Raw genomic sequence first — 14,570 nt, 5'->3', positions numbered from 1 at the left:
AACAGCTTTTTGTTGCAATAAAATAATGCATCCAAATGATATTTAGCTAAATCAAGTTCAACCCAGCTCCATAAAATTAATCGAGTTTTTTTATTTTTATTGTGGGCTGCTTACTTTTATTGTCGATAGAATTAAAGTTTTCAGGCATAAATATCGCCAGCAATTCGTTTAAAAAACGAAAGCCTTGCTCAGTTGGGGTTATATGATTGTCTTTTATTATAATTAGCTCTTGCTCTTGTGCTTCTGCTAATGGCTGCGCAATATAGGTAGGTAAAATACCCGTGGTTTCAAAAAATAATTTAAGTGGAAATCCCGATTTCAGCCGCAGAGTATTCATCATAAACTCCAGGGGTAATTCTTCTTGCGGAATAACACGGCGATTATCAATCAGTGATTTCGAAAGATTTAAATAATCTTTAGGATTACGCCTTTTGCTTTTCCGAGTGATGGTTTGATCATCTGCACGAGTAACTTTTCCGTGAGCACCTGCACCAATACCAACATAATCTCCAAAATGCCAATAGTTTAAATTATGGACCGCAGGTAATTTTCCTTGATAACTGTATGCCGAAACTTCATATTGCTGATAGCAATTTTGGGCAAGCCACTCAACACCTTGCTCGTAAATATCACAAATTACTTCATCATCTGGCAGTGAAGGTGGTTGATGATAAAATAGCGTATTAGGTTCGAGTGTTAATTGATACCAGGAAAGATGCTCTGGCTTTAAACGGATGGCTTGTTGCAAGTCAAACATGGCTTGCTCAATTGATTGTTTAGGCAGGCCAAACATTAAATCAATATTAATATTATTAAAGCCTGCATTTCTTGCAATTTCAAAAGCTTTAATCGCTTCATTGGCACTGTGAATTCGGCCTAATGCGTGCAAAAAATTATCTTGAAAGCTTTGTACGCCTAGTGAAATACGATTAATTCCTGCTTCAAAAAATCCTTTAAACTTATCGGCTTCAACTGTTCCTGGATTGGCCTCCATGGTAATTTCCATATCAGAATAAAAAGGAATCAGTGCTCTGATTTTTGATAATAAATAATCAAAACTTTCTGGACTCAACAGACTTGGTGTGCCACCGCCAATAAAAATGCTGACTAAAGATCGCCCCCAAATATTTGGTAATTCTTCTTCTAGATCTTGAATCAAACGATCGATATATTGCTTTTCAGGAATTTGTTCTTTGAGTTGGTGTGAATTGAAATCACAATAAGGACATTTTTGGACACACCAGGGAACATGAATATAGAGCGAAAGTGGTGGTAGTTCTTTAATTGTCATAGAGCAGCCTGACCGAAAATTTTATAGGGTTAATATCAATACTAACCTTGAGAGTAGATTTCAGTGAAAAGTGATTGAAATAATGCCAAGGCTTTGCCTCGGTGACTGACTGAAGCTTTTTCTTCGGGTGTCATTTCGGCAGCTGTTTTGTTGAGTTGCGGGCAAAAAAACAATGGATCATATCCAAAACCCCCTTCACCTCTTGGCACTTCAAGTAATTGTCCTCGCCAGCTAGCCTGACAAATAAGTGGTGTGGGGTCAAACTCGTGTTGCATATAAACAATAACACATTGATAGCGTGCGGTACGCTGATCATCAGGTATGCCTTGCATTGCTTCGATTAGTTTTTCCAGGTTTTGTTGGTCACTGGCTGATTTGCCTGCATAACGCGCTGAATAAATCCCCGGTGCCCCTTTCAGATAGTCAACCTCAATTCCCGAATCATCTGCAATAGCTGGTTGCTGTAAATGATGACAGGCATGTCGCGCCTTTTTGATCGCATTTTCAACAAATGTCAGCCCATCTTCTACTGCTTCTGGAATATCAAACTGAGTTTGTGCCACTAATTCAACGGAAAATTTGTTTAGTATTTGACTCAGCTCTCGCAATTTTTTTTGATTGCCGCTGGCTAAAATAATGTTAGAGGGTCGTTGCATTGAAGTTTTAGTGATAGCTTAAGATTAATGACAGTATAGCAATACTCACATGCCATTACTTCTATTGAAAACAGGCATATACAAAATAATCAAAACAAAAAGATATTATTTGCGATTTAAGATTAATCTGCAAACAGTTGCTGTTTAAATTGCAAGGGAATCAGTATTCCTTGTTTTTCGGGCTGAACTTGAAGATCAAAGCTCAACTTTTCTGCATTGCTGAAATTAAAAGCCGCAATATAATAAATAGCATTGTCTTCTTTGATTTCTTTAAAAGCCAGTTCCTTCAACTGTCCTGCCAGATTTTTTCCGTGCCCAAAAATGTTAGCAATGACTGGTTTGCCGTTTTTTTGCACACTGATATTGATAATTCCAGTCTTTTGGCTGCGAGTAATGCCGTACTGACTGGCAACTTCGGGAGGAATATTGGATGAACTTAACGCATTATAATGAATTGTGATATCGCCAATAGTGTGTGGTGTTGTGCTGGCTAATGGTGAAAAAACCAAAAGTGTTAGCGCAAACAGAAATGATAAATAATGTTTAACGCAATGTTGAGGCATTAAATCGTATCTTTTTAGAGTATAGATATTTATTTGCATGACATTCTCTGATTGCTGATCGGTTGTATTAATATTTTACGATATTTTTGTGTGAATAGATAAGTTAGCAGGCAGATTTATTTTGATCACAAATCTGCCTGAAGAGTGCTTCTATATTTGGGGTGTCGCTCTACCGATTGGCACTCGAAATTCTAACGACTTTGGTGTCTGGTGGTGAAGGTTTTTTGTCTTCCAGACTGCTTAAAATATCTTCAGAATTTTGGATTTCTAACTCAATTTCTTTAATCATTTGCTTTAATCCATGAATTTTTCCATCAAGATTAGAGCGAGACTTATTCAGTTCAGCTAATTCATGTTGATGATCACTGATTAACTTTTGCTGTAATTTCAGTTGCTGAGTCAGCGGATAAATAACATTTTGTGTCCAGTTAACCATTTCTTGTCGGGTAGACTTAAAGAAGTTCATCACTTCGGTTACGGTTACCGAGAAAAATCGTTTTATCGCCAAACTTTGCTCTGAAAATGTGGTGAACAAATTGTTATTGAGTCGTTTTGAATGATGAATAATTTCTTCTAATTCATGACTTAATCTTTTTGCTGGAAAAAGCTTGGGTTCAAGCAAGTTCATGCCAAAATCGTTGGAGAATTTTTCGTAAAGAGAAATAGCCATTTTGTTGGTGAGCTCTGCTTCGCGGGTTAACTCACGCATTATGGTATTTACCGCCGTAAAAAACTGTTTCATATTGCGAAAAAGGCCAATAGTGGTTTTACTGGCGACCAGTTCGTTCAGCGTAATCTCAACTTCTTTTGATAATACTTTACTGCCTATGGTTGACAGTAATATTTGAGTTTGTCGCTCTAATAGTCGCTGGCTTGGCTTTATGGCCATTAAGCGGTACTCAAAGGTTTGTAAATCTTTTTTATTTTCAGCAATTAATTGGATGATGCGCTGTTTATTATCGCCGGTTAAGGATACTAGTTCATCATGTTGCTGAAAGACTTTTTCGCTTTTACTTTTGAGTAGCTGCTGGGCATCTTTAACCAAAGATTTTGCCTCACCTACCACGGAATCCCAAATTACAGCTTCTTTGTTTTCTAACAGGCTGCTTGAAAGTAAATGCTCTAATTCGCTGATTTGGCTGCGAATCAACAGTGACTTGTCTTGGCGAACTTTGGCAACCAACGCTTTTTGTGCTGAAATGGGAATCACCTGAGAGGTTTCTATTTCGAGTTGGCGTGCGGTTGTATTGACCATTCGCTTAATCGCTTTGTCGACTTTTTTGCGGCTGGATAGCTCATCCCATAAGGTATCCACTTTGTTGAGTACTGCAAATAGTGCTAACTTGTTATCTTTGTCTAGCGACTTGATATACTGATCCCAAATCGCCATATCAGATGCAGTTACACCGGTGTCTGCGCCTAGCAAAAATACAATTGCTTGAACTTGTGGTAAAAGCTTTAAGGTAAGTTCTGGCTCACTTCCCAGCGCATTTAGCCCAGGTGTATCCAGAATGCAGAGTCCTCGTTTTAATAATTCATGTGGAAAACTCACGCGCGCATGTCGCCAGGCCGGTATTAAAACTTTGTTTTTGTCTGATTCACTGCGTTCAAGATGGGCTTCGTTAAATCCGAGCGTAATGGCTTGTTCAATACTGACAAGTTTGGTTTGGGTGATTGTGTGTAACGCGGCGCTCATTTCTTGAGCTGAGTTTGTCATTAATGGAATTTCAGTCCATTGACTTGGCATCTCGCGATATTCAGTCAAGCTGGTGGTTTCCAAACGGGTTTCAATCGGTAGTAGTCTCAGATATGAGCGGTTTTCTTTGCGATCAAAGAACAGCTCTGTCGGACACATCGTTGTTCTTCCGGCATCCGAAGGTAAAATTCGTTGCCCGTATTCCGCAAAAAACAGTGAATTGATTAGCTCTGTTTTGCCACGGGAAAACTCGCCTACGAATGCGAGTGTCAGATATTCGCTTTTGAGTGATTCTTGCAGTTTAAACAAGCGGCTGTCTAAATCTTCACTGAATAGCTTATTGCGTCGCAACCATAAACGAAACCGACTAAGGGTTTTACCAATATCTGACTTCCATGCATCATAGGAGTCTATATGTTCTGAAAATTCTTGTGACATAGGGTAATTTCTTTGTTAATCGTCCATTCTATCTCGAAATGTTTTCAAGTCCTAAACGCTATTGATCGAGTGTCAACAAATCAAATGTTAGGCTAAGCACTATAATCATATTTTGATTAAATTTCTATCTGCTAAAAAACATTCAGACAAAAATATCCTGAGTTAACAAATTTTAGCAGAATTTCTTTTAAAATCCGTCATATAGATCGCATATTTGGTGTGATTTCTAGAATAAACGGCTAATTTGTCTCAATTGTATGAACCGTGCTGGTATTTTAACCAATAAAAATAGTCAGTCTGTGTAGTTGTTAGTGGGTACTTGCTTTCGACTGGTTGTTTCTGAGAAAACGATAGCGGCTCTTTCTTTGACGTCGGTGAGTCGATAAATTTAGGCATCTATTTAAGAGATAAATAATTTATGCAGTTTTGTTAATCTTACCGCACATTAAGTGTTTTGTGCGTCGCACCAAAAACCTGTAATGATAGAGTGATAGTCGATACCAGTATTGTTAAATTGATAAAGTCTCTGAGGTAAATTGCGGTCAAGCTCTGACATTTAAAACTGGCTTTATATTGTTAAATTGACAATATGTTATGACCGTTCAGGTAATACGGTAATGTGCAGAGCTATTTTAACGCTGTCTTCATGTAACGATATTCGCAGGGGCGCTCTCAATAGAAGCCCGCTCAACCATTATTACAAAATTAATGGTCGCAAATAGTAATCGATTGAACTGTTAATAAAGTAAAGGATAATTAACAATAACATCGGTGAAAAATCGAAACCGCCAGCATCAGGAAGTAAGCGACGAATTCTTGCCAATGGTGGCTCTGTCAATTGAGTAATCACTAGCACAAACGGATTATAATTTCCTTGAGCAATCCAACTGAGTATCACGCGCACAAAGACTAAAAATATATATAATCTGATGGCGGCACTAATGACTTCAACGAATGAAAAAATTACCAGAGCTGCCATATGAACTTCACCGGTAGCGCCACTGATAGTGAGAATCAGCACATATTTGGCAACAATTAACAACCAGGCAACAATAAGCGTTGATAAGTCAATACCACCAAAACCGGGAATAATTCTTCTTAAGGGCTTAACAAAAATATTGGTTGCTTTTACGACAAATTGCGAAAACGGGTTGTAGTAATCGGCGCGAAAATATTGAAGAAAAAAGCGAAGCAAAACCACACTAACGTATATATCAAATAACATCGATATTAATTGCGCGAATGGATTCATAGATTTTCCTGTTGGTTGATCAATTACAATAAATTAGTTAATTGCTCTGGTTTAAATATAATCAATTACTCAGCTGAAATTTCGTTTAATGGACTTAAATTGAAATCTCTAAATTTACCGATATATGGGTTAACTACTCGTTACTGGTTTCCCAATTCTTGACCACGTTTTACCGATGCGGTGACTGCTTGTTTAACAATGCTTTCAAATTGGTTGCCAATTAAACTGGTAATTGCTGCGGCTGTCGTTCCGCCTGGAGAGGTCACTTCTTTGCGCAGTGTATCCAGTGATTTTTCAGGTGTTGCCTGAGCCAGTTGAGCTGCACCGGATACCGCCTGAGTAACTAGCGTAAAAGCCTGTTGCTGCTCTAAGCCCAATTCGACGGCTTGTTCAATCATCGCCTGCATCATTAAAAAAATATAAGCCGGCGAGCTGCCAGCTATTGCTGTTACAACATCCATATGGCTTTCAGCTGAAACCCAACTGATTTTTCCGACAGCTTCAAAGATAGATACCGTAATATTCTTGTGCTGTTCATTAACTTGGCTAGTTGCAAACAAGCCGCTTGCGCCGCATTGAATAAATGCGGGAGTATTTGGCATAGCGCGAATAATGGGTGGTGTTTGCCCCAGGTGCTCGGCTATTTTTTCTGATTTGTAGCCTGCGGCCACAGAAATGAGCAATTTTTTTGACAGATCGACTTTAGCCAGTTGCTGGCAAACCTGCGTTAATTTTTGTGGTTTAACTGCCAGAATAATGATATCTGCAAAACCGGCGGCTTCAAGGTTATTATTGGTGGTGGCAATTGCCAACTGATTTGCCAAAGGAATCAGTTTGTCATTCGAGGGATTGCTGGCAATAATTTGCTTGGCTGGCCAGCCAGAAGCCACCAGACCGTTAATAATCGCCTTTGCCATATTGCCACATCCGATAAATGCAATTTTTTGTCCTTGAGAAATATCAGTGATTGTAAGGGGCGATGGTTCGGTTATAGTGTTCATTTTTTTATCTCTTGTCTTGCGCCAAAAATACCGGTACCTACTCGCACCATGTTTGATTGATTTTCAATTGCTGCCTGAATATCACTGCTCATGCCCATCGACAAAGTATCCATCGCAGGGTAATTCTGCTGTAGTTGTTGATAAACTTGATTGACATAAGCGAATTGCTCTCGCTGTTTATTTAAATCGGCCTGTGCTGGAGGAATAACCATCAGGCCGCGCAATTGTATATTGGGGAGTGAATCGGCAATTGCAAGTAATTCGAGTAATTCAGCCCGACTTGCCCCACGCTTTTGTGGTTCATTAAATAAGTTGGCTTGTAAACACACTTGTAAGGGACGCATTCCTGCGGGACGCTGTTGATTTAAGCGTTCTAACAATTTGGGTTTATCAATACTTTGCACCCAATCAAAATGCTCTGCGACGGGCCGGGTCTTATTACTTTGTAACGGGCCAATAAAATGCCAGATCACGGGGAGATTTTGCAGGTGCTTAATTTTGTCTATGGCTTCCTGCAAATAGCTTTCGCCGAATTCTGTGATGCCGCTCTCATAAGCTTCTTGAATTGCGTTTGCGGGATGTGTTTTACTGACTGCCAGTAATTTGACCGCGTCAGATGAACGGTTAGCTTGTTGACAGTAGTGTTCGATATTTGACCTAACCTGTCGGATTTGATCTGCTATAGTCATAAGTTAAGAAATAATGATTCAATTGGTCAGTAATTGAGTGGCTGAAACACCGTCACAATATTTAAATTATTTAGAAAAACGTAAAAGTATCAATCAACTAAAAGATCCGCTAGTATTTTAGCATCTAAAGAAAATAAATGTTGGAGTATTCTACATAATGGATATCACCGAGTTATTGGCGTTTAGCGTTAAGAATAAAGCATCCGATTTACACTTGTCGGCGGGGTTACCACCAATGATCAGGGTTGATGGGGATGTACGCCGAATTAATGTGCCGCCGATGGATCATAAAATGGTGCATTCTTTGGTGTACGACATCATGAATGATAAGCAGCGCAAGGATTTTGAGGAGTTTTATGAAACTGATTTCTCATTTGCATTGCCAGGCATTGCACGTTTTCGGGTGAATGCTTTTAATCAAAATCGCGGGGCTGCTGCGGTATTTCGTACTATTCCTTCACAAGTATTAACGCTGGAAGAGTTAGGGGCGCCGCAGGTGTTTAAAGAAATGTGTATGCATCCTCGTGGACTGGTTCTGGTGACGGGGCCAACAGGTTCTGGTAAAAGTACGACGCTGGCGGCAATGATCGACTATATCAATGATAATCATTATGGTCATGTGTTGACCATTGAAGATCCGATTGAGTTTGTTCATGAGAGTAAAAAGTGCTTAATCAACCAGCGTGAAGTGCATCGAGACACCTTGGGCTTTAGTGAAGCCTTGCGTTCAGCACTACGGGAAGATCCTGATATTGTTCTGGTTGGTGAGATGCGTGACCTTGAAACGATTCGATTAGCGTTAACGGCAGCAGAAACGGGTCACTTGGTATTTGGAACTTTGCACACATCCAGTGCCGCAAAAACTATCGACCGGATAGTAGATGTTTTTCCTGCGGCTGAAAAAGATATGACGCGCTCAATGTTATCTGAGTCACTTCAAGCCGTTATTTCACAAACTTTATTGAAAAAAACGGGTGGCGGACGAGTTGCTGCGCACGAAATCATGATTGGTACACCAGCCATTCGCAACTTAATTCGCGAAGATAAAGTTGCGCAAATGTACAGTGCCATTCAAACTGGGTTGGGAGTTGGTATGCAGACGCTCGATCAGTGTCTAAAGGATTTATTGGCTAAAGGTCTTATTAGTCGTCAGGATGCTAAAGATAAGGCGAAAAACAAAGAAGAGTTTTAAGCGCTTCGCAGTTAAAATAATAAGAAATGATTAAAATTATTCTGATTTAAATGGTGATAAAGGGTTAACAATGCATCGACAAATGTGGTTTGGGAGTAACTAGTCATGGATTTTGAAGGCTTATTAAAATTGATGGTGACGAAAAAGGCATCTGACTTATTTATTACTGCCGGCGTTCCGCCCAGTATAAAAATTCATGGTAAAGTGATGCCGGTCACTCAACGAGCGTTAACCCCTGAAAAAGCGCGTGAAGTGGTACTCAGTGTAATGAATGAAGAACAGCGAAGAGAGTTCGCGCGTGTCAGAGAGTGTAACTTTGCAATTAGTGCCGCTGGAATTGGGCGATTCCGGGTGAGTGCCTTTCAGCAGCGTAATCACATTGGTATGGTACTGCGCCGAATCGAAACGCAAATTCCTACAATTGAAGAACTCAGCCTGCCCAATATTCTAAAAAAACTATCACTGACCAAGCGTGGATTAGTGATATTTGTGGGGGCAACCGGAACTGGTAAATCTACCTCACTTGCTGCGATGATTGGTTACCGAAATCGCTCAACTACTGGACACATAATTTCAATTGAAGATCCTATCGAGTTTGTACACAATCATGACAAATGTATCATTACCCAGCGCGAGGTGGGGATAGATACTGAATCATTTGATACGGCTTTAAAAAATACACTGCGTCAGGCGCCTGATGTTATATTGATTGGTGAGGTTCGTACTGCCGAAACCATGGATTATGCCGTTGCATTTGCTGAAACGGGTCACCTGTGTATGTGTACACTTCATGCGAACAATGCTAACCAGGCATTAGACCGTATATTGCACTTTTTCCCAAAAGAAAAACATAATCAGGTACTAATGGACCTGTCGCTCAACTTGCGGGCGATTGTAGCGCAACAGTTAATTCCAACTCCCGATGGTAAAGGTCGTCGGCCAGCTATCGAAGTACTAATTAATACGCCACTGGTCTCTGATCATATTCGTAAGGGCGAACTCCATTTACTCAAAGATCTTATGGGTAAATCAAACGAGCAAGGTATGCAAACCTTCGATCAATCATTGTTTCGCTTATTTAAATCGGGTGAAATTACCTATGATGATGCGCTTCACCACGCAGATTCACCTAATGATTTACGCTTGATGATAAAACTTGATGCTTCTGAACAAAATGAATCAGCATTTGATAGTGGCATTGGCGGAATGACACTCGAAGAGCAGGATCCGCGATAATTCGCCACCATATAAACGAATTACAAAAGATACACTGACTGAGAACTACCCGGTATTCGAATCGCTAAGTTAGTAAACGCAACATTTTTTGGGAGTCGGTTTGGTTTAAGAATAGACATTATTCAAACATTCGCTTTAATTGCGTTTGTTTTGCTTGAATGTGTTTGGATTCTTTTGGTGTTTGTTTATCTGACTTCTCTGTGAGATATAACCATAAGTAATTACTTTCTATTCGATGGATTCGTTATTCTCCTTTGGCTATTTGCATTGAGAGATTATAGGTTTTATGTCGTTAACCTTCGTTGTTACTTTTGTTGCTTTAATTCTGATTGCGATATCTGGTCGCGTTTTTGTTCAGTTACCCAAGAATATCTGGATTTTATTTTTTGCTATGCCAATGGGGATGGCATCTTCTTCGATGGTGGTTTTTGCCAGTGGCATTATTGCCAGTAAAATAGCACCAAGTCCCGAACTGGCAACCCTGCCAATTACTTTAATGATAGTGGGCACTGCTTTAGCTGTCATACCTGCAACGTTAATGATGAATTGGTTCGGGCGACGTAAAGGCACGATGATTGGTTTTGCTATTGCATTGGTTGGTGCATTGATGCTGGTTTATGCGACTTTGCAAGCGGCATTTGCGGCATTAATTATTGGCTCCTGCCTACTGGGATTTAGCATCGCTTTTGTGGCACAGATGAGATTTGCGGCATTAGAGAGTCTTATTGATAGTGCTGATGCGCCTAAAGCGATTTCGGTTTTAATGGTAGGAGGAATATTTGCAGCAGTCATTGGTCCTGAAATGGCAGTCATGGGAAAATACTGGGTAGATTCGCCGCATGGTTTCGCTGGTTCTTTTATCGGGCTTGCTGCACTACAGGTAATTGCATTAATTGCTTTAAGTCTGCTTGATCCAATTGGCGTTAAAGAAAAACTTGCAACAGGACCAGCGCGAAGTTTTTGGCAAATTGTTAAACAACCGATATTTTTGATTGCCGTTGCTGCGGGAGCGATTGGTTATTCGGTGATGAGCTATATTATGACGGCAACACCACTGAGTATGCATGAAGTTGAAGGCCATTCACTTGAATCGACAAAATGGGTGATTCAGAGCCACATCGTTGCCATGTACTTGCCATCACTGTTTTCTGCCGTGTTAACCCGCTATCTTGGTTTGGCGAAATTAATGATTTTAGGCAGCCTGATTTACTTAAGTATTGTGTTTATTGCGCTTGATGGTCGAGAGGTTATGCACTACTGGTGGGCGCTTGTTTTACTTGGACTTGGATGGAATTTTCTTTATACCAGTGGCACGTTACTTTTACCGTCGGCTTATCATAATAGCGAAAGATTTAAAGCGCAGGCGACTAACGATTTTACTATTTTCACTGTTCAGGCACTAGGTTCATTGTCGGCTGGTGTGATTATTTTTAGTCAGGGATGGGATTGGTTGGTATGGATTGTCGTACCATTTATCTTGCTGATGTTAATCATTAGTATTTGGTACTTTTTGCTTTCGAAAAAAATATCTCGATAGCTGTATTTATTCTTGACTGAAAAATGGCGTAGCACAGAATTGTAGTGAGTAGTGAGTAGTGAGTAGTGAGTAGTGAGTAGTGAGTAGTGAGTAGTGAGTAGTGAGTAGTGAGTAGTGAGTAGTGAGTAGTGAGTAGTGAGTAGTGAGTAGTGTGTAGTGAGTAGTGAGTAGTGTGTAGTGAGTAGTGAGTAGTGAGTAGTGAGTTTAAGTTGTTTTATTCGAAAGACATAATTCGTTACATAATAGGGGCATCTGCTATTGACCATTTTTTTGTTTTCACGGTTAAATTGGAACACTTAGGCAAAGCATAAAAATTCAAAAATTTTCTAAGCATGAATTGCGTTGTCATTCATTGCCACTAAATAAAGAGGAACGCTATGAAGTCACTTTTTGTCAATCGCATGGTGAATCAAGTTATGGAGCAATTTATCAATCGAATTATCAATCGAATTAATTTACTGGCAATAATGGTGTTGCTCCTAACCAGCACATTTATTACTGCAAAAGATGATGATCAAAATGCAAGAGCTGATTACATCCGCGCAAATTACGCAAAATATGAGTATCAGATAAAAATGCGTGATGGGGTGAAGTTATTTACGACAGTGTATGTTCCTTATAAAACGGCTGAAAAATATCCGATTTTACTCCATCGAACGCCTTATCGTGTTAGTCCTTACGGTTTAAGCCATTACGCAAAATCACTTGGACCTGAAGAAGGATTTGAAAAAGAAGGTTTTATTTTTGCTTATCAAGATGTTCGTGGCAAATTCATGTCAGAGGGTGAGTTTGTTAATATGCGCCCACAAAACGCCCATTTGGATAAACAGGTTAAAGCTGATGATGCGACTGATACCTATGATACGATTGATTTTTTAGTCAAAAATATTCCCAATAACAATGGTAAAGTCGGCATGTGGGGAACATCTTACCCCGGCTATTATACCTCTGTTGGCGCAATTAACAGTCACAAGGCTTTAAAGGCTATCTCTCCACAAGCACCTATCGCCGATTGGTATTTTGATGACTTTCATCGAAATGGTGCTTTTGTGTTACCGATGGCGTTTATTTTTTTTGATTTTTTTGATAAACAGCGAACCTCACTGCATAGTGATTGGCCGGAAAGAATGAAACAGGAAACACCAGATGGTTATGACTTTTTTCATCAACTAGGTCCGTTATCAAATGTAAATGAAAAGTATTTTAAAGGTGAAAGGCCATTTTGGAATGATCTGGTTGAACATCCTGATTATGATGAATATTGGCAAGCGAGAAATATTCTGCCACACCTAAAAAATATTAAACCTGCTACTTTGGTTGTCGGTGGTTGGTATGACACTGAAGATTTGTATGGACCGCTGGCGACCTATCAAACAATGTCAAATAATAATCGTCATGATCATATAAAAATTGTTATGGGGCCTTGGTATCATGGTCAATGGAATCGCAGTGACGGTGATAAATTGGGCGAAGCCAATTTTGGTTTTGACACCAGCAAATGGTATCAAAGTAACATACAACTGCCGTTTTTTAAACATCATTTGAAAGGCACAAAAGATCCGCGACTGGCAACCGCAACGATGTTTGAAACTGGTGCTAATCGCTGGCGTAAGTTTGATAGCTGGCCTCCAAAAAACTTAATTCAGCAACGCTGGTATTTTCAGCCCCAAGCGTCAATTAATAAAATTAAACCAGAGTTAAAAAGCGCATATAGCGAATATGTTAGTGATCCGAATAAGCCTGTACCGCATTCCGCTGAGATAGGCAGAGGTTGGGATAAGCCTTATATGGTTGAAGATCAACGCTTTACCGCCAGACGAACCGATGTACTGACTTTTAATAGTGATGTACAACAACAAGACCTGACCATTGCCGGTGAAATTGAGTTTGATTTGTGGGTATCTACCTCACAAACTGATGCAGACTTTATTGTTAAGCTGATTGATGTTTTCCCCGGTAAAAATGCAGATACGAATAAAATGGATAAAGAGACAGGCAATCGTCATGAATTAGTTCGTTGGGGCGTTATACGCGGTCGATATCGTAACAGTATGAGTCAGCCTGAGCCTTTTGAATCTAACCAGCCAACTCAAGTAAAGCTGGTGTTATACGATGTGCTGCATACGATAAAACGTGGTCATAAATTGCAGGTTCAAATTCAAAGCAGCTTCTTTCCATTTTTGGATCGCAATCCACAAAAATATGTCACTAATATTTTTAAAGCAAAAGCTGAAGATTTTGTTAAAGCGGAACATCGTATTTATCATTCTGCTGAACTACCCAGCTCAATGACGATTAAGACGCTAACGCAGTAACGTAAATGACTATAGTTCAGATTCGACCGACTAAAATGAAAAGGCTCTCGATATACAAAAGGTATTGACTATTTTTTGATTGGTTATTACTTTTGATAAGCTATTAGCTAAAGTCGTTTACTATAGTGATGAAATTGATCAATTTTCACATAGCCCAGTGAGTCATAAAGTTGCTGGGCTTGCTGGTTATCTAAAGCGGTCGCCAATTTGATTGAAAAAACCTGATGCTGTTTGGCTGTTGACTCTATTGCCAGCATTAATTGGCGGGCGATCCCTTGGCGCCGAAATAAAGGTTTTACATATAAATCATTGAGTACCCATACTGGTTTAAGGGCGACCGAAGAAAAAATAGGATACACTTGCAAAAAAGCCGCCGCTTGCTGCGCTTGAAATGCAACTAAAATAACAGAATCTTGCTGCGCAAACCGTTGCAGTAAAAATGTTTTGCACTCACTGATTGATGATGGCATTTGATAAAACTGGCGATAAAGATCGAGCAGTTCGGCCAGCGGTTCGAGCAATACCTGAGTCGCTGTTTTTATTTCGAGCATATCATGCCATTCCTGCATCTTCGACTATTCGGTTGACAATACTTAGTCGTCCCTGAAAAAAGAAAAACTCATCAATTTTCTCTCAAGGAAATGCACGTTGAAGCGCTTTTATCATTGAGTTTAACGCAACAAATCTCGTCAGGCGATTAAGCA

Annotated in this window: 12 protein-coding genes; 4 read left to right on the top strand and 8 right to left on the bottom strand. The window is 39.7% G+C overall.

Annotation, left to right across the window (positions count from 1 at the left end; genetic code table 11):
- Window positions 1–76: 76 nt before the first annotated feature.
- The 7 genes from hemW to ABVT42_RS20105 form a co-directional block, all read right to left on the bottom strand.
- Entirely contained in the window at window positions 77–1,291 is a 1,215-nt protein-coding gene (gene hemW, locus ABVT42_RS20135; protein ID WP_353897719.1) for a radical SAM family heme chaperone HemW, read from the bottom strand.
- A 41-nt stretch (window positions 1,292–1,332) separates the two neighbouring features.
- On the bottom strand, window positions 1,333–1,947 hold the full coding sequence (rdgB, locus tag ABVT42_RS20130) for an RdgB/HAM1 family non-canonical purine NTP pyrophosphatase (RefSeq protein ID WP_353897720.1): 615 nt from the start codon (window positions 1,945–1,947) through the stop codon (window positions 1,333–1,335).
- 122 nt (window positions 1,948–2,069) lie between these two features.
- Window positions 2,070–2,549, bottom strand: a complete 480-nt coding sequence (locus tag ABVT42_RS20125; protein WP_353897721.1) for a DUF4426 domain-containing protein — start codon at window positions 2,547–2,549, stop codon at window positions 2,070–2,072.
- Window positions 2,550–2,679: 130 nt separating this feature from the next.
- Window positions 2,680–4,644 (bottom strand): dynamin family protein, encoded by a 1,965-nt coding sequence (locus tag ABVT42_RS20120; protein WP_353897722.1) that lies wholly within the window; start codon window positions 4,642–4,644, stop codon window positions 2,680–2,682.
- A 697-nt stretch (window positions 4,645–5,341) separates the two neighbouring features.
- Complete coding sequence (locus ABVT42_RS20115; protein ID WP_353897723.1) at window positions 5,342–5,896, bottom strand: YggT family protein; 555 nt, start codon at window positions 5,894–5,896, stop codon at window positions 5,342–5,344.
- A 140-nt stretch (window positions 5,897–6,036) separates the two neighbouring features.
- Entirely contained in the window at window positions 6,037–6,897 is an 861-nt protein-coding gene (proC, locus tag ABVT42_RS20110; RefSeq protein ID WP_353897724.1) for a pyrroline-5-carboxylate reductase, read from the bottom strand.
- On the bottom strand, window positions 6,894–7,586 hold the full coding sequence (locus ABVT42_RS20105; protein ID WP_353897725.1) for a YggS family pyridoxal phosphate-dependent enzyme: 693 nt from the start codon (window positions 7,584–7,586) through the stop codon (window positions 6,894–6,896). The genes proC and ABVT42_RS20105 overlap by 4 nt, the downstream gene beginning before the upstream one ends.
- 157 nt (window positions 7,587–7,743) lie before the next feature.
- On the opposite strand from ABVT42_RS20105, the gene ABVT42_RS20100 reads away from it, so the two are divergent.
- The 4 genes from ABVT42_RS20100 to ABVT42_RS20085 all read left to right on the top strand — a co-directional run bounded on the left by ABVT42_RS20100 (window position 7,744) and on the right by ABVT42_RS20085 (window position 13,866).
- The gene (locus tag ABVT42_RS20100; RefSeq protein ID WP_353897726.1) at window positions 7,744–8,778 is read left to right on the top strand and encodes a type IV pilus twitching motility protein PilT; all 1,035 of its coding nucleotides are present in this window, start codon (window positions 7,744–7,746) and stop codon (window positions 8,776–8,778) included.
- Between the two features lie 105 nt (window positions 8,779–8,883).
- On the top strand, window positions 8,884–10,014 hold the full coding sequence (locus ABVT42_RS20095) for a PilT/PilU family type 4a pilus ATPase (RefSeq protein WP_353897727.1): 1,131 nt from the start codon (window positions 8,884–8,886) through the stop codon (window positions 10,012–10,014).
- A 286-nt stretch (window positions 10,015–10,300) separates the two neighbouring features.
- Complete coding sequence (locus tag ABVT42_RS20090) at window positions 10,301–11,551, top strand: MFS transporter (protein WP_353897728.1); 1,251 nt, start codon at window positions 10,301–10,303, stop codon at window positions 11,549–11,551.
- A gap of 377 nt (window positions 11,552–11,928) precedes the next feature.
- Window positions 11,929–13,866 carry a CocE/NonD family hydrolase gene (locus ABVT42_RS20085; protein ID WP_353897729.1) on the top strand — a complete coding sequence of 646 codons (1,938 nt, stop codon included), beginning with the start codon at window positions 11,929–11,931 and terminating at the stop codon, window positions 13,864–13,866.
- A 107-nt stretch (window positions 13,867–13,973) separates the two neighbouring features.
- Here the strand turns inward: ABVT42_RS20085 and ABVT42_RS20080 are convergent, their stop codons facing one another.
- Window positions 13,974–14,417, bottom strand: coding sequence for a GNAT family N-acetyltransferase (locus tag ABVT42_RS20080; RefSeq protein WP_353897730.1), 444 nt, complete (start codon window positions 14,415–14,417; stop codon window positions 13,974–13,976).
- Window positions 14,418–14,570 lie beyond the last annotated feature (153 nt).

Origin of the sequence: Aliikangiella maris (genome assembly GCF_040719265.1) — a bacterium.
GTDB classification, from domain to species: domain Bacteria; phylum Pseudomonadota; class Gammaproteobacteria; order Enterobacterales; family Kangiellaceae; genus Aliikangiella; species Aliikangiella maris.
This window is presented reverse-complemented; position numbering and strand designations above follow the sequence as displayed.

Coding starts and splice junctions, on each gene's coding strand:
- hemW (WP_353897719.1), bottom strand. CDS start 1,291: ATGACAATTAAAGAACTACCACCACTTTCGCTCTATATTCATGTTCCC.
- rdgB (WP_353897720.1), bottom strand. CDS start 1,947: ATGCAACGACCCTCTAACATTATTTTAGCCAGCGGCAATCAAAAAAAA.
- ABVT42_RS20125 (WP_353897721.1), bottom strand. CDS start 2,549: ATGCAAATAAATATCTATACTCTAAAAAGATACGATTTAATGCCTCAA.
- ABVT42_RS20120 (WP_353897722.1), bottom strand. CDS start 4,644: ATGTCACAAGAATTTTCAGAACATATAGACTCCTATGATGCATGGAAG.
- ABVT42_RS20115 (WP_353897723.1), bottom strand. CDS start 5,896: ATGAATCCATTCGCGCAATTAATATCGATGTTATTTGATATATACGTT.
- proC (WP_353897724.1), bottom strand. CDS start 6,897: ATGAACACTATAACCGAACCATCGCCCCTTACAATCACTGATATTTCT.
- ABVT42_RS20105 (WP_353897725.1), bottom strand. CDS start 7,586: ATGACTATAGCAGATCAAATCCGACAGGTTAGGTCAAATATCGAACAC.
- ABVT42_RS20100 (WP_353897726.1), top strand. CDS start 7,744: ATGGATATCACCGAGTTATTGGCGTTTAGCGTTAAGAATAAAGCATCC.
- ABVT42_RS20095 (WP_353897727.1), top strand. CDS start 8,884: ATGGATTTTGAAGGCTTATTAAAATTGATGGTGACGAAAAAGGCATCT.
- ABVT42_RS20090 (WP_353897728.1), top strand. CDS start 10,301: ATGTCGTTAACCTTCGTTGTTACTTTTGTTGCTTTAATTCTGATTGCG.
- ABVT42_RS20085 (WP_353897729.1), top strand. CDS start 11,929: ATGAAGTCACTTTTTGTCAATCGCATGGTGAATCAAGTTATGGAGCAA.
- ABVT42_RS20080 (WP_353897730.1), bottom strand. CDS start 14,417: ATGCTCGAAATAAAAACAGCGACTCAGGTATTGCTCGAACCGCTGGCC.